This is a genomic window from Archaeoglobaceae archaeon (assembly GCA_038734275.1).
Classification (GTDB): Archaea; Halobacteriota; Archaeoglobi; order Archaeoglobales; family Archaeoglobaceae; genus WYZ-LMO2.
Genome location: JAVYOO010000007.1, coordinates 57991 through 78662 on the forward strand (window position 1 = coordinate 57991; position 20672 = coordinate 78662).

23 protein-coding genes are annotated in these 20672 nt (G+C 42.1%); 2 read left to right on the top strand and 21 right to left on the bottom strand.

From position 1 onward, the window contains the following. Nucleotides 1-53 precede the first annotated feature (53 nt). Together QXI54_07580 and QXI54_07585 are read left to right on the top strand one after the other, a co-directional pair. Complete coding sequence (locus QXI54_07580) at nucleotides 54-845, top strand: SDR family oxidoreductase (GenBank protein MEM0303011.1); 792 nt, start codon at nucleotides 54-56, stop codon at nucleotides 843-845. Between the two features lie 15 nt (nucleotides 846-860). After that, the gene (locus QXI54_07585) at nucleotides 861-1175 is read left to right on the top strand and encodes a carboxymuconolactone decarboxylase family protein (GenBank protein ID MEM0303012.1); all 315 of its coding nucleotides are present in this window, start codon (nucleotides 861-863) and stop codon (nucleotides 1173-1175) included. Between the two features lie 15 nt (nucleotides 1176-1190). Here QXI54_07585 and QXI54_07590 read toward each other — a convergent pair whose 3' ends face one another. The 21 genes from QXI54_07590 to QXI54_07690 all read right to left on the bottom strand — a co-directional run bounded on the left by QXI54_07590 (nucleotide 1191) and on the right by QXI54_07690 (nucleotide 20652). Next, nucleotides 1191-2648 carry an FGGY family carbohydrate kinase gene (locus QXI54_07590; protein MEM0303013.1) on the bottom strand — a complete coding sequence of 486 codons (1458 nt, stop codon included), beginning with the start codon at nucleotides 2646-2648 and terminating at the stop codon, nucleotides 1191-1193. Then, nucleotides 2648-3622, bottom strand: a complete 975-nt coding sequence (locus tag QXI54_07595; protein ID MEM0303014.1) for a (Fe-S)-binding protein — start codon at nucleotides 3620-3622, stop codon at nucleotides 2648-2650. Before QXI54_07595 ends, QXI54_07590 begins: the two co-directional genes overlap by 1 nt. Continuing rightward, nucleotides 3619-4953 carry an FAD-binding oxidoreductase gene (locus QXI54_07600; protein MEM0303015.1) on the bottom strand — a complete coding sequence of 445 codons (1335 nt, stop codon included), beginning with the start codon at nucleotides 4951-4953 and terminating at the stop codon, nucleotides 3619-3621. Before QXI54_07600 ends, QXI54_07595 begins: the two co-directional genes overlap by 4 nt. 20 nt (nucleotides 4954-4973) lie before the next feature. Further along, nucleotides 4974-5330, bottom strand: coding sequence for a hypothetical protein (locus QXI54_07605; protein ID MEM0303016.1), 357 nt, complete (start codon nucleotides 5328-5330; stop codon nucleotides 4974-4976). Further along, a complete protein-coding gene (locus QXI54_07610) occupies nucleotides 5317-6072 on the bottom strand; it encodes an alpha/beta hydrolase (GenBank protein MEM0303017.1) in 756 nt (251 codons plus the stop codon). The genes QXI54_07605 and QXI54_07610 overlap by 14 nt, the downstream gene beginning before the upstream one ends. Next, entirely contained in the window at nucleotides 6069-7412 is a 1344-nt protein-coding gene (gene gatA, locus QXI54_07615) for an Asp-tRNA(Asn)/Glu-tRNA(Gln) amidotransferase subunit GatA (protein MEM0303018.1), read from the bottom strand. Before gatA ends, QXI54_07610 begins: the two co-directional genes overlap by 4 nt. Continuing rightward, nucleotides 7409-7690: an Asp-tRNA(Asn)/Glu-tRNA(Gln) amidotransferase subunit GatC gene (gene gatC / locus QXI54_07620; GenBank protein MEM0303019.1), complete on the bottom strand. Its 282-nt coding sequence runs from the start codon at nucleotides 7688-7690 to the stop codon at nucleotides 7409-7411. The genes gatA and gatC overlap by 4 nt, the downstream gene beginning before the upstream one ends. Nucleotides 7691-7766: 76 nt before the next feature. Continuing rightward, the gene (locus QXI54_07625) at nucleotides 7767-8219 is read right to left on the bottom strand and encodes a type II toxin-antitoxin system VapC family toxin (protein MEM0303020.1); all 453 of its coding nucleotides are present in this window, start codon (nucleotides 8217-8219) and stop codon (nucleotides 7767-7769) included. A 98-nt stretch (nucleotides 8220-8317) separates the two neighbouring features. Then, nucleotides 8318-8455: a hypothetical protein gene (locus QXI54_07630; protein MEM0303021.1), complete on the bottom strand. Its 138-nt coding sequence runs from the start codon at nucleotides 8453-8455 to the stop codon at nucleotides 8318-8320. A gap of 43 nt (nucleotides 8456-8498) precedes the next feature. After that, nucleotides 8499-9713, bottom strand: a complete 1215-nt coding sequence (gene prf1, locus QXI54_07635; GenBank protein MEM0303022.1) for a peptide chain release factor aRF-1 — start codon at nucleotides 9711-9713, stop codon at nucleotides 8499-8501. Continuing rightward, complete coding sequence (gene uppS, locus QXI54_07640) at nucleotides 9698-10459, bottom strand: polyprenyl diphosphate synthase (protein ID MEM0303023.1); 762 nt, start codon at nucleotides 10457-10459, stop codon at nucleotides 9698-9700. The genes prf1 and uppS overlap by 16 nt, the downstream gene beginning before the upstream one ends. Then, nucleotides 10443-10733, bottom strand: a complete 291-nt coding sequence (locus QXI54_07645) for a DUF2551 domain-containing protein (protein ID MEM0303024.1) — start codon at nucleotides 10731-10733, stop codon at nucleotides 10443-10445. The genes uppS and QXI54_07645 overlap by 17 nt, the downstream gene beginning before the upstream one ends. A 2-nt stretch (nucleotides 10734-10735) precedes the next feature. Next, nucleotides 10736-11722 carry a radical SAM protein gene (locus QXI54_07650; protein MEM0303025.1) on the bottom strand — a complete coding sequence of 329 codons (987 nt, stop codon included), beginning with the start codon at nucleotides 11720-11722 and terminating at the stop codon, nucleotides 10736-10738. Further along, nucleotides 11709-13184 (bottom strand): lysine--tRNA ligase, encoded by a 1476-nt coding sequence (gene lysS, locus QXI54_07655; GenBank protein ID MEM0303026.1) that lies wholly within the window; start codon nucleotides 13182-13184, stop codon nucleotides 11709-11711. Before lysS ends, QXI54_07650 begins: the two co-directional genes overlap by 14 nt. A gap of 205 nt (nucleotides 13185-13389) precedes the next feature. After that, complete coding sequence (locus QXI54_07660; GenBank protein ID MEM0303027.1) at nucleotides 13390-14115, bottom strand: A24 family peptidase C-terminal domain-containing protein; 726 nt, start codon at nucleotides 14113-14115, stop codon at nucleotides 13390-13392. Further along, nucleotides 14093-15064 carry a homoserine dehydrogenase gene (locus QXI54_07665; GenBank protein MEM0303028.1) on the bottom strand — a complete coding sequence of 324 codons (972 nt, stop codon included), beginning with the start codon at nucleotides 15062-15064 and terminating at the stop codon, nucleotides 14093-14095. The genes QXI54_07660 and QXI54_07665 overlap by 23 nt, the downstream gene beginning before the upstream one ends. Continuing rightward, a complete protein-coding gene (locus QXI54_07670; protein ID MEM0303029.1) occupies nucleotides 15061-15561 on the bottom strand; it encodes an ACT domain-containing protein in 501 nt (166 codons plus the stop codon). Before QXI54_07670 ends, QXI54_07665 begins: the two co-directional genes overlap by 4 nt. Then, the gene (ilvE, locus tag QXI54_07675; GenBank protein MEM0303030.1) at nucleotides 15554-16429 is read right to left on the bottom strand and encodes a branched-chain-amino-acid transaminase; all 876 of its coding nucleotides are present in this window, start codon (nucleotides 16427-16429) and stop codon (nucleotides 15554-15556) included. The genes QXI54_07670 and ilvE overlap by 8 nt, the downstream gene beginning before the upstream one ends. A gap of 67 nt (nucleotides 16430-16496) precedes the next feature. Further along, nucleotides 16497-17624 (bottom strand): citrate/2-methylcitrate synthase, encoded by a 1128-nt coding sequence (locus QXI54_07680; GenBank protein MEM0303031.1) that lies wholly within the window; start codon nucleotides 17622-17624, stop codon nucleotides 16497-16499. Between the two features lie 11 nt (nucleotides 17625-17635). Next, nucleotides 17636-19144 carry an AMP phosphorylase gene (locus tag QXI54_07685; GenBank protein ID MEM0303032.1) on the bottom strand — a complete coding sequence of 503 codons (1509 nt, stop codon included), beginning with the start codon at nucleotides 19142-19144 and terminating at the stop codon, nucleotides 17636-17638. Next, complete coding sequence (locus QXI54_07690) at nucleotides 19144-20652, bottom strand: AMP phosphorylase (GenBank protein MEM0303033.1); 1509 nt, start codon at nucleotides 20650-20652, stop codon at nucleotides 19144-19146. Before QXI54_07690 ends, QXI54_07685 begins: the two co-directional genes overlap by 1 nt. Nucleotides 20653-20672 lie beyond the last annotated feature (20 nt).

The window sequence follows — 20672 nt, forward strand, 5'->3', positions numbered from 1 at the left end:
CTGAGTTTTAGCAATGATATGAAGTTTGAAAGACTCTCGGAGAGGTGATTTTTATGAGATTAAAAGATAAAGTGGCTCTCGTCGTGGGTGCAGGCTCTATCGGCCCCGGTATAGGTAATGGGCGTGCAATTTCAATACTGTTCGCAAGAGAAGGGGCTAAGGTTGCATGCGCCGATATAAACTCATCGTCGGCTGAGGAGACTGTAAACATGATTCGCAAAGAAGGTGGAGAAGCTTTTGCGGTTCAGGGCGATGCTACAAATGGCGAAGACGCAAAGCGGATAGTAAAAGCTACCGTCGAAAAATATGGAAAACTGAACATCCTCGTTAATGTTGTAGGTATAGCAGGAGGATTAGGTCTTCTTGAGACAAGTGAGGAAGTTTGGGACACGGTGATCAGGGTAAATCTGAAAAGTATATTCTTAATGTCAAAGCACGCCGTTCCTGCTATGATAGAAGCTGGTGGTGGAAGCATCATAAATATTTCTTCGGCGGCAGCTTTTGTAGCACATCCAATTTTGACTTATGGCACCACTAAGGCTGCAATAATAAACATGACAAGGTGTATGGCTGTTGAACTCGCAAAATACAACATAAGGGTTAACTGCATAGCACCGGGCTTTTTAGATACTCCAATGGTGGCGCCAATAATGGATGATTTGAGAAGAGAATTTCTGAAAGACTTAATTCCGTTGGGAAGAATAGGCACAGCTTGGGACACTGCATACGCTGCGCTTTATCTTGCATCTGATGAGGCATCCTACGTAACGGGCGAAACTCTAATTGTCGATGGCGGACTTTTAGCAGCTGGTGGAAGGCGTAGGAGTGAAGAAAAACTTGTTTAATTGGGGTTGAAAAACATGCCATCTGGAGAAGAGGCTATTAAAACATTTATTAAGTTTTCAGAAGAATTTCCTGAGGAATTTGAGAAATTCGTAGCTTTTTCAGCCAAGGGGTTCACTTTCTTTGATCCAAAAATTAGAGAGTTGATCATAACGACAATCTTAGCCACAAAAGGATACGAAAGCGAGTTTAAATTTCATCTAAATGAGCTTATGAAAGCTGGATTCACGAAGGAGGAACTCAAAAATCTTCTGTTATTGTTTTTGACTTATATGGGAGCACCAAAATTCCTTGAACTATTCAGGTGGTGTAAGGAAGAAGGAAAATTGTGAGTAAATCGCTGAGGGCTATACCAAGATAGATTTGCTGATGTCAACCAAAGCTTTCCATTTTTTGTATTTCTCTACCAAACTCTCCTTTGGCTCAAACTCCTGAGCGGTTTCAGCGCAAACCCGTTTCCACTTTCCAAGAGCTCTTCCCGCAATGAGATATGAGCCAAAAAGTGCACCATTTAGATTTGAACTTCTTTTAACCTTTAATCCAGTGACGTTTGCAATGCACTGTAGCAGAAAATCGTTTGAACTCATCTCCCCATCGCATCTGATCGAATTAATTCTCTCAAGCTTTTTCATTAGTTCCACTATTTCTGCAATTCTGAATGCTATCGACTCAAGCAAAGCCCTGATCAGATCTTCTTTTCGCATGCTGTTTGTGAGCCCATAAAGGAGCCCGGGAATTGCTTTGTAGTGTGGCGTTCCAAGACCAACGAATGAGGGAACAAGGTAAAGGCAGTTCTTAGAGCAGAATGCAAGCTCGGAAGTTTCCTTTACGTCTTTAACGATTCCGAGCTCTTTAAAAAGCTCAACCGCGGAGCCACTGTAATATAGCATACCTTCAAGCATGAACCTCTTCTCCCCCTTAAGCTTCCAGGCAATTAGGGGCAAAAGCTTTGGAAAGACTTCAGCTTCTTCACCAACGTTAAGATCTACAAAGCTTCCAGTTCCATTTGTAACTTTAAGCTCTCCTCTTTCCCAACAGCCCAGGGAGTATAGCGAAGCGGATTGATCCGCTATGACGCCTGTTATGGGCACATTTCTGTATTCTCCAAAAACTTGATCGCTTTCAACAACCTTTGGCAAAAGTTCTTCCTCGATTTCAACGAGTTCCATGATCGTTTTGCTCCATTCAAGTTTGAACGGATCAAACAACGCAGTCGCTCCCGCATTTGAATAGTCTGTTAAATGCTCGCCAGTCAGCTTATAGATCAGCCAGCTGTCTATAGTGCCTGTTTTGAGCTTGTAATTTTCGGGTTTCTTTATCTGATCGAGAAGCCAGCGAAGTTTAACGCTGGAATGAGTTGGGTTGAATGAAAAGTCCGCAACTGACATCAACCACTTTGCAGTCCTTTTTTTCTTTATAGCAGGAATAATGCTCGCTGAATTCTGAACGAGCTTTCCAAGAACTTTTCCAATCCTGATCTTAAAATTACTATTCAGTCTAATCGCAACCCCAAGAGCTCTGGAGTCCTGCCAGCCAATTGCCGGAAAAACCGCCTTGCCAGTTTTTTCATCCCATAAAACGATTGTGGCTCTCTGATTCGTTATACCTATTGCCTCAACTCCATATTTGTCGATTGCATAGTCCGCCATTGTTTTGGCTTTTCTTGCAAGGTCCTCGACATCGATTTCCACCCATCCAGGATATGGGCAATTCTTTACAATTGGCTCCTTTCTGAGTTCTAAAAGCTTATCATCGTAAACAGCGAGCTTAATGTTCGTAGTTCCAGCGTCGATGACCGCAATCATTAGAGCACCTCCAGAACAATTTCAACGAGATCTTTAGCATTCAAAGCTTTTTTGCATGCGGGACAGGCGGTAATAATCTCGGATTCGAATTGTTTTCTTCTTCTTTCAGCTATTTTTTCCGCATTCTCAGAATATAGCAGTCTGTAAACTCCGCCGTATCCACAGCATGCTGTCTGTCTGCCACTAAAAGCGGGTTCGATGAGCTCAAATCCACATGCCTTTAGGAATTCCCTTGGTTCTTCAACCAACCCCAACTTTCTTGCCACAATGCAGGGGTCATGGTATGAAATGCTTCCACCAATCTTTAATGGCTTCGTAACGCTTAACATGTGCTCCGCTTTTATTCCAAGCCCCTTCATTGTGTAAACGCAGTGTGGACAGTTGCTTATCACCATCTCATATTGCGAAGCAACTTTTTTCAACTTTGAGAAGTGTTCAGAATACCTTTTGTCGCCCAACTCGAAGTAGGGCATTCCACAGCAAATTATGTCCGAGTTGACTGCGAAATCGATTCCAATCTTTTCGAGATATTCCAAAGTCGGCTCAAAAAGCTTGGCTTCGAATGTTCTGCAACCAGGGAAGTATAAAATTCTTCCCTCTCTTTCATCGATCTTCTTTGAGATTTTTGAAAGCCATGAATCGATTTTTTCGGCATACTTTCCGCTCCTAAGATTTCTCAGATTGTCATTAACGCTTATTTCCATTTTGCAGTTTTCTTTGCACGCATCGCATGGAAGACAGTGATATATTGCCTCATTTCCGCCAAAATAAGCAATTCTTGACTTTACGGAAGGTGAAACTGTAAGTCTTCTCTCTACATCAAAAACAGGACATGCGTATAGGCACATGTTCGGGCAGAGCATGCATTTAACAATATCGTCACCACTGCCAAGCTTTGTGATGACTTTTGCAAGTCTAAGTTTAGTCTTTAAGTCCGTTTTTTCAAGAATTCTCATTATGAATTTTGGATTCATGGAAAAACACCTCTGTTCATTATGTTGTTTTTATCAACAAGAAGCTTGAGCTCTTTTAGGAAACTAAGATAGCTTCCGAACTCATCCCTTAGCCAAGCCTTTCTAAGCCTTCCAATCCCATGGTGGTGCGTAATATTGCCTCCATTTTGCAGAGAAGCGGTTATGGCTTTTTGCCAGACCTCTCTGTAATATTCCTCAGGTTCTGAAGGAAAGCCAGCAAAGGTGAAGTAAAAACAGAGCCCACTGTCGTAGAAATGCGATGCATGTGCTGATGCTGTCACAGTTCCTTCAACGCTCCTGATAGCTTCGATTACTGCTTTGTAAAGCTTGGAAGCGGAATTCCAGAAACAAGATACCTCAATTGTGTCAAAAATAAAGCCAAGAATCCCAATTTTCGAAATATCTGAGACATCAAATCTCTTCTCAAGCCATAAATCCGCATAGCCTTCGACTTCAATGCCTGAAGAGATTTCTTTTGCCTTTTCAGCCTGTTTTTTTGCATTCTCTCCTTCAAAAATCAAAATAAGACTGAAAGACTCGCTGTCAAAGTATCTAAGTGTTTCTTCGTCGTCAAAAATCCGCATGAGCGCTGGCTTTAACTTTAAAAACTTTTTTGCATCTTCAAGAGCTGATTCGATGCTATTGTATTCAAAGGATAGCTTCACAACTTCTTTGGGCAATTCAAAAATTTTCATCGTGACTTCTGCAATAACCCCCAACAAGCCCTCACTGCCGACAAAAAGCTTTTTTAAATCAATTCCCGCCCTTCTCGGTGTCTTTCTTTCTTCAAGTATTTCTCCATTTGGGAGCACAACCTTTAGCGAAACCAGAAGATTCTCAATGTTGCCGTAGCCTGTGGAGAATTGACCGCTTGAAGCAGTTGCAACCCATCCGCCGACAGTTGAGCAAAAAAGACTCTGTGGGATATGCCTGAGACTGAAACCCCTGTGGTTAAGCAGTTTTTCCAGCCTGCCACCAATAACACCCGCTCCAGCGGTTACGAGCATGTTCTCTTCGTCAATCTCAACCCAGTCCAATGCGAGCGTTGAAAGTGCAATTCCGCCCTCGTAAGGCGTTGCAGAATCTATGACCCCACTTGCCCCGCCAAAGACGTAAACTGGAACTTTAAGTTCGTTGGCAATTTTTAAAACCCTTGAAACCTCTTCTACAGACTTCGGAAATACGACAACTTCGGGAAGTGCTGGAGTAGCTTTTTTTAGAATCTTTAGCTGGTGAAGTGGATTAAAGTCCTTGCAATATGCTATTAAATCCTCATAGTCCGTGGAGAAGGCAATTTTTTCGTCTCTAAGTCTTTCAATTACCCCGAGCATGATTTTATTTTTGAGTTTAATTAATAAGCTTTCCGCTGAAGCTTCCTTAATAAGTAAGCACCAAAAAATAAAAACGAGCTCATAAGGAGCAACCAGTATCCTGCGAGATACTCAGGTGAGTGCATCTTCGAAAAGCTCAGGAAAAGGAAAAAGCAGAGCATTAAAGACCCTGCAATTAAATTAAATCTTGCTTTATATAGCCCAAGAATGGCTGATAGAAATGCCAGAAAGACAGCAAGTCTCAAGTAAGGGTTCATTGCGAAGTCAAGTAAGGTCATTTGCCTGAATTCGATGCTCATCACTGGCAAGAATAGAGTTGAAGTCGAGATTATGATAGCAATCAACGTTATAACTTTTGGAGCATCAATCTTTACCATAGGAATTTTTTACTAAGCTAATAAAGTTTTTGAGCTCTGCATTGAAATCTTCGGGATTTTCGAGCATAACCATGTGTCCAGCGTTTTTTATAATCCTTACCTCAGCCCCATATTGTATGAAGAACTGCGAATACTTCACAGGCGTTAGAAAATCGTTCTCTCCGACGATTGCAAGCGTTGGAACATCGAATTTTATATTTCCAGCCTTATAGTCTTCGAGAAGGTCGAATTCATTGCAAAGCATTAAATCTTTTAGCAAAATTTCAGCTCTTGCTTCAAATAACTTGGCGAACAGCTCAACAAACTCTTTTCTGTGAAAAGCCATGTCAGCCATGAATTTTGCAGTTTCTGAAGGCATTTCCTTCAAACCTTCAAGGACTTTGGGAAGCACCCGCAATCTCGCTCCTGTTCCAACGAGAACGAGAGCAAGAACGGTCTCTCTATGGTTCAGAAATATTTTTTGAGCAATTGCTCCGCCAAGGCTGTGACCAACAACAATTCCCCTTCCTGAAACAATCTTTATCGTTTCAGCAACAAAATAGGCGTAGTCATCGATGGTGCGGATTTCAGCATTTCCGCTTAGCCCATGATTGGGCAAGTCAATTGCATAGCCACCAATTTCTTCTAATTGCTTTGTCCATATCTCAGCATCACCGCCGGAGCCGTGAATGTAAAATATGGGCACAGCGGAGCCTTTTAAAACCGATATCTCGGTATTGCCAACCAAAAGCTTGAGCCTCATTTTGCCTCCAATTTCTTTGCAAAACTGATTAGCTTACTCTCTTCAAAGTAGTTCCCTATAACCTGCATTCCAACCGGAAGACCCTTAATGAAGCCCAAAGGAATGTTCAAAGCTGGAAGTCCAGCAAGGTTGACTGGAACAGTGTTTACGTCCATTTTATACATTGTAAGCGGGTCCTTGAGTTCTCCAATTCTGAAGGGCAGGGTTGGCATCGTAGGCGAAACAAGAACGTCGAATTTTGCGAATGCATTTCTGAAATCCTCAATGATAAGTGTTCTTGCCTTCAAAGCCTTAAGGTAGTATTTTCCATAATAGCCTGCTGAGAGAGCATAGCTTCCAAGCATGATTCTGCGTTTCACTTCCTCGCCGAAACCTTCTGCACGAACTCTCGAGAAGTAATCGCTCCAAGAAGTTAGTTCTGGAACGCTGAAGCCATAACGAACACCATCGTATCTTGCGAGATTTGATGAAGCCTCGCTCATTGCAATTATGTAGTAGGCAGACAAGGCGTATTTGAGCGATGGTAGCTCGATTTCTTCGTATTCAAAGCCATTAAGTGCGTCAAAAAACCTGTCCATAATCTGCTCTTCAGCGGACATGTTTTTAACAACCCCAATCCTTAGATTCTCGACTTCTCTGAATTCAAAGCTTCTCCCCGCATTTGTTGAATCCCTTTCGTCCTTTCCCGCAATCACTTCGAGAAGCAGAATGAGGTCTTCAATGCTATTTGCCATCGGTCCAATTTGTTCAAGCGAATTCGCGTAGGGAATTAATCCAAATCTCGACACAAGCCCATATGTTGGCTTGAGCCCGTAAACACCGCAAAAGCTTGCGGGGCATCTTATGCTACCTCCAGTGTCGCTACCCAAAGCTAAAACTGCCTCATCATTAGCAAGAACCGCAGCACTTCCGCCACTGCTACCACCAGCAACCCTGTTGAGGTCGTAGGGATTTCTAACGACTCCAAAGTAGGAAGTTTCGGTAGTGGTCCCCATCCCGAATTCATCCATGTTGGTTTTACCAATTATTATCGCCCCTTCCGCCTTGAGCCTTTCAACAACATGGGCATCGAAAACTGGAACGTAATTGGACAGCATTTTTGAAGCACAGGTGGTTCTTATCCCCTTAGTGGTTATGTTATCCTTTACCGCAACGGGCACTCCAGCGAGTCTGCCCTTAACCTTGCCCTTATCGTATTCTTCAGCCTTCTGCAGGCTTTCTTTTTTGCAAACCGTGATATAGGCATTTAGTTTGCTTTTCTCAATTCTCTCAAGCATTTTGCTAATTGTTTCAAGGCATCCATTCTCTTCGACAAGCTTTCGCCATTCAGCAAGCTTCACTCAACCACCTTTGGTCCTACAAAGTATCCTTCCTCCTTTCTCGGCGCATTCTTTAAAGCAGAGTCCTGATCGAGCCCTTTCTTGGCTAAATCTTCTCTAAAAACGTTTCTGATTTCGAGAACGTGGAATGTTGGCTTCACTTCTTCGCTTATCTCGTCGAGGATATTGAAGTAGCTTAAAATATCTTCGAATTCCTTTCGAAATTTTTCCGCCTCATTTTCGGAGATCATGAGCTTTGCAAGGCGTGCGACATGGTAAACGTCCTCTACTGAAACCATGTTATTGGAAAGGCAGAAGGTTAAATAAATATTGCTTTAAACTCGAAGCAGTAGAAAGAGCTTTAAAAGATAATTTTCAAACAAGTTTGGAATCAAGCTTCTCTTTGATCGCTATTTCATGCAATTTTTTGTCTGCGGTGTAAAAGAGATTAGCTTTAGAAACTCGAGCGGACACGAGCTGGAGAGCATCAGCCTGAGAAACATGGTATTTTTCCATCAAATCCCAACACTGGACGATTATTGAATTAAAAAGATTTACGAGTTCTATAAGCCTTAGCTTTTTCATTCTTAGTAGTTCCGCGAGAAAATTGTTCCTTGCAATTTCATAATCCTTTTCATCGAGAGCTCCGATTCTTTTAGCTCTGTCAAGCACGCCCAAAACTTCGCCAACGTTCCAAATGCTGAATGAAATTTTTGAAATTCCTTTATAGGCTTCCCGGTAGATTTCAGAGACGATGTCGCTATTCTCTTCTTCGATGTATCTCTTGACTATTGCACTACTGTCCAAGTAGTATCTGGTCTCTTTCATCTCTCATCTCCCTTACAAGCTTGCTTAAAGCACTCTTTGCTTTTATCGGTCTGAAATCAATTTCAGAATCCAATGAGATTAAACTTTCGAGCTTTTTTTCAACGCCCAATGAAATTTTTTTCCGCAATTAGTTCTTCTATCAGATCGCTCAAATCTTTATTTTCCTCATAAGCCCTTCTTTTCAAATTCTGCCATAGTTCAGAATCGACGTATACGCTTGTTTTTACTCTCCCCATAGCTTAATTACTCCTTGAAAGATATAAGTATATCGGTAAAAACTTACTTAGGCTTATACCTCAGAATTCCCGCAATCCCACCGAATGCCTTTAATAGGACTTCTCCTTCTTCAGTCTCCGTGGACAAAAACTCAACCTTCGTGTTCATTCTCTCAGCAATTCCCGAAAGCTCAAGGACCACATCAATTCTCTCGACTTCTTCCATTTCAACTCCATCCTTTTCGCATATCTGCCTTGAAACTGCCTTATCCTTTAAGGTCACAACCTTCTCTTCTCCGCACGTTGGGCATCGGTAGCGGACTCTCTCAAGGCGGAGATCTTCTGAAATAAGCAAGGTGTCTACCGCTCCAAGCTCTAAGTATCTTCTTATCTCCTCTTCGCCATAAACCGCAAGTCCGTCTCTTGAGATCTCGTATAGGAAGCGACTCATCAAGTTCTTTTCCCGAACAAGATCTACTTCAGACAGCAAATCCTTGGCTTTGTCAACAAGCTCGTAAAGTCCGCTCTCGCTTGTGTAGCCAACGTCGAAAAGCCCGAGCACCTTTCTTTGCAGTTCGTGATGCAGATATTCTCCCTGATAGAATTCATCCTTTGTAGGCGAAGGACCGCCGATCAGAATTCCTACAAGCTTGTCCTTGTGCGGCAAGAACGCATTTGTTGCCATTTCGCCTACTTTCTTGTAGAATTCGTGAATTGCGATCTCTCTCAGTCTTTCAAAGCGAACACTGCTCTGCCCGCCCTGTCTGTGCTTTCCCGGCACCATTGAAGTATCGTAGTCGAGAACTTCTATTCTTCGCCCCTTCAACAATCCAATCGTTGCTTCTCTTCTGTCAAGAACGATCAGCCCATAAAGCTTCTTTTCTCTTAGCATGTCCTTTAATGGCTCTAAGTAGAATTTGGAGTCGCAATGATACTTGTAGAGTGGAACTGGCTCTGGAGGTTCGATGATCTCGGTTATGTGCTTTTCCTTGCCGTCGATGGTGACAAGACCGCTCAGTATTACCATCCCATGCTCTGGGGGTTTTCTGTATAGCTTCAATCTATTGAGGATTGCCTCAAGTCCTGTGATCACGTTAGTCCTCGTTTGCTTTGACTTAATGTTCGAAGCTTGGCTGAGCTCTTCTCTGAGCTGATTTGCAATGTCCGCTATGTTCTTGTCTGGCGGGATGTAGAGAGTTATAAGCTCAGTTCCCTTACCACGATAGCTGTCAAGCTCTTCAAGCTTCCTTTTGAATTCATACATCAGCTTTTTTGACATGCTCTCCTCCTCTGCCACTCTCTTATAGCTCTTAGAAGATCTATCTTTCGGAATTCGGGCCAATAAACATCACAGAAGTAAGCCACGCTGTTTGCGGTCTGCCATGGCAGAAAATTCGAAAGCCTTTGCTCTCCACCACTCCTTATGATTATATCAACCTTTGAGTAGAGCTCGTGGCTGTTGTACAGACTTTCGTTGACAATTTTCTCGTCAATTTCTTCGGGCATCAACTCTCCTCTTTTTACTCTCTCTACTATTTTCTTGGTCGCATCTATTAACTCTTGCCTGCCACCATATGCAACCGCAACATTTAGAAAACATTTATCATGCTTGGCTGTAGCAATCTCCACTTCTTCAATAAGCTTCTGCAGGTTTTCAGGTAGCAAATCTTTTCTTCCAATGATTTTAACCTTAACCTGTCTTTCATAGGTTTTTTTATCATTAAGAAGTCTCTTAAGCTCCCTTTCGAAGATCTGGAAGATGTTTCTTTTCTCAATTTCGCTCCTCTTGAAGTTCTCAGTTGAGAATGCATAAAGTGTAAGCATCTTTACTCCGAGTTCCCAACACCAATCAAGAACTTCTTCAGCTTTCTTTGTTCCAAATTCGTGACCCATAAACTCCATTAGACCTTTTTTCTTAGCAAACCTTCTGTTTCCATCCATTATAATGGCTACGTGTTTCGGAATCTCACCTTTTGATACGGTCCTTAGCAATTTAATTTCGTAGATCTTATGAATTGGCTTCAACTATCTCCCTCACCAATTGAATGTATTCTTTTTTCAGATAATATCTCTTTTTGTCACCACCCTCACTTTTAATAATCCCGACACGGGATCCAATTATCCCAATCATGGCTGAAACGCCTTTTTGGTTAATATCGTAGCCTTTTTTCTTCAAAATTTCATAGATTTCAGAAGTAGTGTATTTCCCACCTTGAAGTAGGATTAGGAGCAAATCTTTTCTTATTCCCGTTTTGTCCCTCTCTAAGTATGCCTTAACTCTTTCTGCTACTTCTACCATATCTAAACCTGTGTAACTTCTATCAAAGTTCTGTTAACAGTTGGGTATCTCTCCACAAGGTAAACCTTACAGCCCGCAGATATTAAAGCTTCTCTAAGTTTTTCATTCTCTGCGACATCTATAGAAGTCTCTATACAGTCATCAAAAACGGAAAAATCGAAGCCTGAAGCTTTTAAGACATCCCTCGCTTTTTTTAGATCTCCTTCTATTCTACAGCAAAGAAGGGTCCCGTCTCTTGTTACAAGGTAAAAATCAGGATGGTTCATTGCCATTCTTATGAGTCTTCTGCGAAATTGTGCTGAATCCTTGAACTTTGCACTGCAATAGTGGAATTTATTTACTCTTTCGAACGATTTCACGATTTCAGGGCATTCGACATAGTAGTCCACAATCTTAAAACCTCTTTTCTCTAGTTCTGCCCAATTTGTCTCACTTGCCTCAAGCTGGTTTAGGTTCAAAAAAGCATCATTCCTGTTAGCGATTTCAACAATTTTGGGTTCAAATCTTATCGCCGGGATTTCAAAACCGGCATCGATACCAATTTTTTTTGCAATTTTTATAGATTCTTCGTAAAACTCTGGGTTGCTTAATTCAGGAGGATGAAATCTGATCTCATCAACTTTTAACCTTTTTAGCACCCTCTCGTTTGCGGGGATCGATGTGTATAGATGGACGTGAAGACCAAGTTTATTGGAAAGTCTGGTGAACTCTAAGACTCTTTCAAGCTTTAGCAGTGGTTCTCCGCCTGTGATCGCAACACCTTCTGCGCTCATAAGCTCAACTTCAGCAATGAAATCATCAAAGCTCCTAACTTCTCTTTCGTTTGCAAAAATAACGTCTTTTCCTTTTTTCTCTTTCGAAATCGGACAGTAAAAACATGAATTATTGCAGAGTCCAGTTATGAATAAAACGAGCTTAGCCCCACGCCTGCAAAGCTTGCACCCTTCTGGCAGGTAGCTGTAGTAGCTTCCAGCTTCAATACGCTTCATGGAATCTCTTCTTCACCCACTCAACTCCGAGAGATTTTATAAAGTAGCCAACTCTTGGCCCCTGTTCTTTGCCAACTAGGATCTTGTAAATTGCTTTGAAAGCCTTGTTTGCATCAATACCAAGTTCTTTTGCAACTTCATAAACGAGTGTATGTATTTCATCAGCATTCATTGTCTCCTCGAGTCTTTGTGAGTATCTTTCTATGAATCTCTTCTCCTCATCACTTAGCTCGACCTTTCCCTTTATAAGCTCAAATTTCAAATTGGAGGGAGCATATTTTTCAAGCCAGACTTTGCAGTATTTTAATCGCCTTTCAACATCCTCAAAAATCAAGTCACGTTTATATCCGTTTCTTTCGAGAATCTCCAGAACTTTTTCAAGATCCCAATTGGCAATCTGTCCAACAACGATCAGGTGTCTAAATGGAACTTCAGAATACTTCACTTCTTTTACAAGGCTTAGCTGGACACTTCGATCCCTCTCCAAAATCTTTTCCTCGAACTCATCGATGATTTCGAGAAGACCAAATCCGGGGTCGAAGTCTATGTGCCTTTCTGGTTTAACTCTGATTATAATGTATCTTACAATTTCCGGCGGGATAGCTTCTATAAACTCTCGAACCGGTATAACGATTCCTTTTGAGCTTTTCATCGCTCCTTTTCCCTTTAGATGTATCCACTCGTATGGAACTGGATAAGGTGGAGGATAGTCGAATATCTCTTTTGCGAGCCTTTTACCGGTGTCGTAGCTACCACCGGCTGCTGCATGGTCTTTGCCAAAAGGTTCACATGTAATCTTCAGTATTTTCCATCTTGCAACCCAGTCAAGACGCCAGCTTAGCTTTCCACCGCCCTTATAACTTGCCCTGCCAGAGTGACCACATTTGCAAGAATAATAGACCCAATGATCGTCGAATCCTGTTACAGAAGTGCTGTTAATTCTCCCACAGTTCTCACAGAGGGGCATAAATGGATACCAGTCATCTTCAAGTTCTCTTCCCGTAACTTCTCTAATGATCTGGGCTACTTTTTCTTTCTCGAGAAGGGATGTTTTTATTGCAGATTCATAAAGCCCTTGCTTATACATCTCACTGGCCCTTTTGACTTCAACTGGAATTCCAAGAATATCTAAGGATTCCAGAAAAGGCTGTAGGAAGTGCTCCGAGTAACTTTCATGGCAGCCTAAAGGATCTGGAATATTGCAAAGTGGCATTCCTACATATTCAGAGTATCTTTCTGGCAAGAAGGGGTATCTTCGTCTAAGGGGGTCCATGTCATCTGCAATGTAGATCATCTCCGCTTTACCACCAGCATCGATTAAAGCTCTTCTTACAGCATCTGCAGTTACCATTTCTCTTAAATTTCCAAGATGAATATGCCCGGATGGAGAAATCCCCGTGGCTATCCTATGAAAGCTTGAAATTTCAATAAGCTCGGATGCTATGACGTCCGCCCAGTGCATACATATCCGTTGCAACATCTGCTTTTTAAATTTGCCAATTGGAGAGTTTGATCGATTCTGCGATTTATTTTATTTTCGTGAGAGAAGTTCAGGATGTGAACAGAAGTGTCTTAAGCTATGTGGCAAGAAAATTGAAACAGATTTAGATGTCTTCAAATTGTTGAAAATGAAAATAGAGCTTTACGAAGCGTGCTATGAAAAGATTTCAGAGAATCATGCTTAGCAAGAAAAAGAGAATGTCTCCGAAGACGATTGCAATTGCATAGCCAAAAGTTATGAAAATAATGAATGGCAATGCGGGAGTGACCCAGACTTTTTCAATTTTGTATTTTTTAAGCCTTGAAATCATCTCTTCGCTTGGTTCCACCGCTCTTCGAACTCTTTTTAGATTCCCTTTCTCGTCTAAAAATTCAAAAAGGTTGTGAAAGTGTATCTTTTCAATGGGGATTCTGTAGCCGGCGATGTAGTAAAGTGGCGTCTTTAAAAAACCACGCGGTCCTTCCATAATGAGATTTCTGAAGAGCAATCCAAACATCATGATCGGAGCAAAAATCACAGAATTCGATAAAACGGAAAAGGCAAAGATACCAAAACCCTTATTTATTATTGGAAATCCCCAAAAGTCGGGGTATAGTGGAAAGATTACTGCCAAGCACATTAGAGCTTTTGCGTCAGCTCCACCATAGGCATTCATTCGATAGAGCAGATATGCGAGTAGAACGATGAAAATAACACCAAAGAGGGCCAGAAAAAGAATGGTCCTGTTTAAAATTGCAACTTCATAGATCTGATATGCTGTTATCGGGATTGTTGCCACTAACATTAACTTCCATACTCTGTTTGGAACAATCCTTGCCTTCAAGTCTAAACGACAGGCGTAAAGTAAAAAACAAAGGACAATAAAAATCTTAGTGGGTTCTAACCAATTCATATAAATCTGAAAGGATTGCGGTCGCGGTTTCAAACTTTCCTGCTCCTCTTCCGGCTACAAATATGTCTCCTGCGGTATCAGTTTTTATCATTGCAGCGTTCATGGTTCCTTTGATCGCAAGTGGACTGTTTATTGGCACGAGCCTTGGAGATACTTTGAGATTTTTTTTGCTGACTTCTGCAATCAGCCTGATCGTGTAGCCTTTCAACATTGCAACGCTAAATGCCTGGGGAGTAATTTTTGTTATTCCATGTATTTCCACATCTTTAAACTTTGCGGGAATTCCAATTGTGTTTGCCAAGATAACGAGCTTTATGCCCGCATCAATTCCTTCCACATCTGCTTTTGGATTAGCTTCCGCGATCCCCATTTCCTGGGCTTCACTAAGTATCTGGTGGTAGGGTAACTTCTCTTCCTCCATTCTTGTCAAAATGTAGTTGCATGTGCCGTTCAAAATTCCCCTAACCCCCAGGATTTCACAAAGAGCCAAGTAGCTGTTTAAAAGTCTTATAATCGGCATTACTCCTCCAACGGTTGCTTCATACATGAGCTTTGCATTATTTCTTTCTGCAAGTCTCAACAAACCTTCTAAATCGACTGCAATACTCTTATTGCTCGTTATTACACTTGCTCCCCTCTTAAGGGCGGTTTTCATGTATGCGATTCCCTCTTCATCCAGCCTCGTCGTTGTAACCTCGATCATCACGTCGTAGTCCGCCTCCTCAGCGATCTCCATTGCACTTCTTTCGCTGGGCAATCTTCCAGTCCTCTTTCTTATTTCAAGAACTTCTTCAAGGCTGAAGTCTCCCGATATTGATCCAGTAAGATCTGCAATTGCCACAACTCTGAAATCACCAATTTTCTTCTTAATCTCCTCTCTTTTACTGATCAAAAGTTCTGCAACGCCCTGTCCAACAGTTCCAAAGCCTATGATCGCTATTTTTATCATATCTCATCATTTATCGGTTCTATTACCATGATACCCTTCTCCTTACAAATCTCCTTCACTCTCTCCAATGCTTTTTGCAGAGCTTGTTCACTCTTTGCTGTTATTGTTATCATTGCGGTTGAGGGCTCACTACGCTCTGGCATTGTAACGTTGAGCTCAACGCACTCAGCATCGCTATTATCGACTCTCTGAATCGTATCGCTAACATCAGTGTGAATTATGTGGCCAATAAGCAATAAAGAAACTCCTGCCGTTCTTAGTTCTCCGAATCTCCTGACTAAGACTTCTTTTTGCAGTTCTGCAATAATTTTTTCAGCTTTTTTTGAGTCTGCGGTGAAGGAAATCTCTACAGGAATTCGGTTAAGCGGAGTCTTTTTTCCCCTCTGATGGAATATTCCCACTATGTTTCCACCATTCCTGGCTATCGGTTCAAGAACCTTTAAAAGCTGCCCCGGTTTATCTTCGAGCTCAACGATAAGAGTGAAAAGTTCACTCATATATCGGTACTCCCTCAGTCTTTGTCACTTTTTCAAATTCCTCCATTATCAGCTTAGTAATCTTTCCTGGCTTTCCGTCGCCTATGATTCTTCCGTCTATTTCAACAATCGGTGCAACTTCTGCAGCAGTTCCCGTTACAAACACCTCGTCTGCAGTGTAAAGATCGTAAAGACCAAGATTTGCCTCTGAAAATGGAATTCCAAGGCGATTGATTATCTCTATTACCACGTCCCTTGTAATTCCGCGTAGATTGTTAATTGTAGGTGGAGTTGTTATCTTACCCCTCTTTACGACGAAGATGTTATCCCCACTCCCTTCGGAGACATATCCATTCCTGTCCAAAAAGATTGCCTCATCTCCACCCTTAACGTTCGCCTCTATCTTTGCAAGAACGTTGTTTAAATAATTCAAGGACTTTATGTTGGGCGGTAGGGCATCGAAAGAATTTCTGCGAACCGCAACGGTAACAGCTTTCAGCCCCTTGGAGTATAGATCTCCGTAAAGTTTGCCCCATGGTTTTGTTATTACAATTACCGTGGGTTTTTTGCACTTTCTCGGATCAAGGCCAAGATCTCCAACCCCTCGAGACACAATGGGCCTTATGTAGGCATCCCTGAGTTTGTTCCTTCTGAGCGTTTCGAGGATTATCTTTTCGAACTCTTCCTTGGTGTGCGGAATCTCCAGATTTATAGCTCTTGCAGAGTCATAAAGCCTGTCTATGTGCTCTCTGAGTCTGAAAACCTTGCCATCGTAGGCTCTTATGCCTTCGAAAACTCCATCACCGTAAAGAAAGCCGTGGTCAAAGACGCTGATCTTCGCCTCACTTTCCGGAACAAATTTTCCGTCTATGTATACAAGCAACTCCATCATTTCTCGGTTGCCGTGGGCTTAAAAATCATTTGCATTTCTGCTCAAATAATTTTATAAAAAATATTTATCTTTGATCGATAGGCACGTATTTTCTTTCAACTTCCCCAATATATTTGGCTCTCGGCCTTATCAGCTTATTATTCTCATATTGCTCGATTATGTGTGCAAGCCATCCGCTAATTCTTCCCATTGCGAAAATGTTTACAAACAGATCATCAGGAATTCCCAGGTTTGCGTAAACGCTTGCAGAGTAGAAGTCCACGTTGGGGAGGAGTTTCTTGTATTTATACGCATTTTCAGCTATTGCCTCACTTATCTCAAACCAAATCGGATTTCCTGCCTTGGACAACTCCATTGCAAGCTCTCTGAGAATTACGGCTCTTGGATCTATAACGTGCTTGTAAATCCTATGCCCAAAGCCCATTAGCTTTTCTCCCTTCTCAAGTTTCTTTTTAACGTATTCTTCAGCTCTCCTCGGAGTTGCAACTTCTCTTAACATCTTCATCACTTCCTGTGCTGCACCACCGTGCAGGGGGCCCATTAAAGTTCCAGTCGCAGCTACTACGCATGCATACATGTCTGCAAGCGTTGAGGCTGCAACTCTTGCTGCGAAGGTTGATGCGTTGAGTTCATGTTCTGCATGTAAAATTAAATCTGTATCCAGAGCTTTTTCAGCAATTTTTGAAGGTTCAAGTCCGTTCATCATGTAGAGAAAATTCCCAGCATGGCTTAACTCAAGTGTTGGCGGGATTAAGTTTTTGCCAAGTCTTATTCTGTGGTAGTAAGCCACTATGGTTGGAAACTTTGCAATCAAATTCTTTGCCTTTTCCAGATTTTCTTCTCGTGTCTTTAAATCTTTGGCTTTGTCCAAAGAACCAAGATAGCTTGTTGCAGTTCTTAGAACGACCATTGGATGCGTGTATTGGGGTAAATGAGTCAGCAGTCCTATAATCTGTGGAGGCAACTCTCTCCTTTCAGCAAGCTCGATCCTGAAGTCTTGGAGTTCATACTTCTTTGGCAACTCTCCATAAAGTAACAAATACGCGACTTCCTCGTATGTTGCGTATTTCGCCAGATCTCTGATATCGTAGCCCCGATATTCCAGAATAGCCTTATCACCTATCAGCTCTATTCTCGAAATCTTACTTTCACATGCGATTACATCTTTAAGCCCGTCCAAAACTTCTATCATTTTCACACCTCCTATCTCTTCCCATATACCTCCAATATCATACCGGAAACGAGAATTGGGGGCTCGGATCTTGCAGTTTCAATTGCATTGTCAAGCTTCCATTCCTTCTCGGCATATATCGTCAGAAGGGGATCTCCCGCCTTAACAACATCCCCCCTTTTCTTATGTATATACACTCCAGCCCCCTTATCCTTCGGAGCACCAGCAGATCTTGCAATTCTAACAATCGCCTTATTGTTTACGGCAACAACCGCCCCTTCGAATCTCGAGGTAATTGTGAAAGTCTTATCCCCAATCGGAATATCTTCAGCCCTTATCTTCTCATTTCCCCCCTGTGCAGCGATTATTTCTCTGAACTTCTCAAGCGTTTTTCCACTCTCAAAAATTTTCTTCGCATAGCCATACCCATCTCCCGCTATGCCCGTCATCTCAAATAAAAGTCCCGCGATTCCGAGAGATTTTTCAAGCAGACTCGCTGAACCTTTTCGTTCTTCCATCGCTTTTAATGCCTCTTTTGCCTCTAAAGCAGGTCCAACTGCCCTGCCAATTGGCTGTCCGCCGTAAGTTAGTGCACATACAACATCAAGGCCAAGTCTTTTTCCAAGCTCTATGAAATCGTTTGCAAGTGATCTGGCTTTTTCACCACTTTCTATTTTTGCTCCCTCACCGTAAGGGATATCGATAACAACATGCTTTGCCCCGATAGCACCTTTTTTGGCCATTACGCTTGCAAGAAGCTGGGGGCGAGGGTCGATCGAAAGTGGATGTTCAACTCTAATTATCTTGTCATCTGCAGGAGCTATATTTGTAGCTCCGCCCCACGCTATAACCCCACCAACTCTCTCCGTGATCTCCCTTATTTCTTCTATGCTCAGATTCACATCGGCAAGAACTTCCATCGTATCGGCGGTTCCACTTGCAGAAGTTATTGCTCTACTCGCGGTTTTCGGAATAAGAAGTCCAGCTGAAGCAACTGTTGGGACTATTATGAGCGATATCTTGTTTCCTGGAACTCCTCCAATGCTGTGCTTATCTACAACTGTTCCCTTATCAAAGTGAAGTCTTTCACCGCTTTCAATCATCGCTCTTGTGAGCCATTCGATTTCGTCAAAATCCATTCCACGAAGCATCGATGATATCACAAATGAGGCGATCTCTATATCGCTAAGAGTGTTGTTTACGATATCAAAAACTATCGCTCTAATCTCTTCTTGCTCAAGCTTTTTTGCTTCCACTTTTTTCTTTATGAACTCCACACTTTTCGGCTTCCTTGTGGGGGTTACATCAACTTCCAGACCAGCTTCAAGAGCGAGTTCTTTTAAAACAAAGTCTGTCACTCCAATATATCCCTGTGGGACGATCTCTTTTGCTATCTGGACAGTAAAGTTACCTCTTTTTCTTCCGTATTTTACTTGAACTCGATCTCCCTCAAATACACCAAGCTCGTCCGCATCCACTTCATTCAGAGCAACATTAGGTCTTCCAGACTTTATTGGAAGAAGCATAGTTCTCAGAATCATCAATAACCCCCCTTGAACTTTTCTATGATTACTCCAGAAACTTCCAGCGGTTTTTTCATTGTTGCAGTTTCAATTGCATTGTCAAGCTTCCATTCCTTCTCGGCATATATCGTCAGAAGGGGATCTCCCGCCTTAACAACATCCCCCCTTTTCTTATGTATATACACTCCAGCCCCCTTATCCTTCGGAGCACCAGCAGATCTTGCAACTTCGTTTACAGCCTTCAGGTTAATTCTTCTCACTATCCCACTTCTGCTGGATGTAATTGTAAAAGTCTTATCCCCAATCGGAATATCTTCAGCCCTTATCTTCTCATTTCCCCCCTGTGCAGCGATTATTTCTCTGAACTTCTCAAGCGTTTTTCCACTCTCAAAAATTTTCTTCGCATAGCCATACCCATCTCCCGCTATGCCCGTCATTTCAAAGAGAATACCAGCAAAGCTAAGGGCCTTGTCTACTAAAGGATTTTCTGCATTTCCAGACTCAAGAATTTCAAGAATCTCCTTTGCTTCCAGAGCAGGCCCAACAGCTTTTCCCAGAGGTTGTGAACCATCAGTAAGTGTTGCCGTCGTCGTGAGCCCCAATCTTCTACCCAGCTCAACTATGTAGTTCGCAAAACTCCTCCCGATTTCGAGAGTTTCGATTTTAACACCCTCACCTACAGGAATATCGATTGAGATGAATTTTGAATCCGTTCCGATGCATTTTGAAAGCAAACTCGCAATTGCGTGTGGTTTTGGGCTTATTTCAAGCTGGTATTCAACTCTAATTATCTTGTCATCTGCAGGAGCTATATTTGTAGCTCCGCCCCACGCTATAACCCCACCAACTCTCTCCGTGATCTCTCTTATTTCTTCTATGCTCAGATTCACATCAGCAAGAACTTCCATCGTATCGGCGGTTCCACTTGCAGAAGTTATTGCTCTACTCGCGGTTTTCGGAATAAGAAGTCCAGCTGAAGCAACTGTTGGGACCGCAATCAGATGAAACTCATTGCTTGGCAATCCACCGATGCTCTGTAGGTTTACGACCATTCCTCTTTCAAATGATATTCTATCTCCGTTTTCAACCATCGCTTCGATCATCCACTGGACTTCCTCATCACTCATTCCAACAATCTCATTCGCCAAAATGAATGCAGAAATCTCGAGTTCGTTTAGAACGTTCTTTGAAATATCCTCGATTATACTTTTTATCTCTACAACGGAATATTTTCCATTTTCGAGCTTTTTTCTTATGAATTCCACCGATTTAGGTCTTGATACTGGGTAGACTTCAGCCAGACACTTTTCGTCAATTTTACATGTTTCTGCGGTGAAGTAGCAAACACCAATTTCTCCGGCTTCTACCATATCCGTGATATCCGCTTCAGCCACGAAGGATTCCTTTCCAACTATTACCTTTACTCTATCCCCGGGCAGTAACCCGAGATCTTCAGCATCGTTTTGATTGAGCACTACGCTGAGTTTTTCGGTCCTGAGGGGTATCACTTTTACTTTAAACTTCATTGAGAGCTCAAACGTGCTGA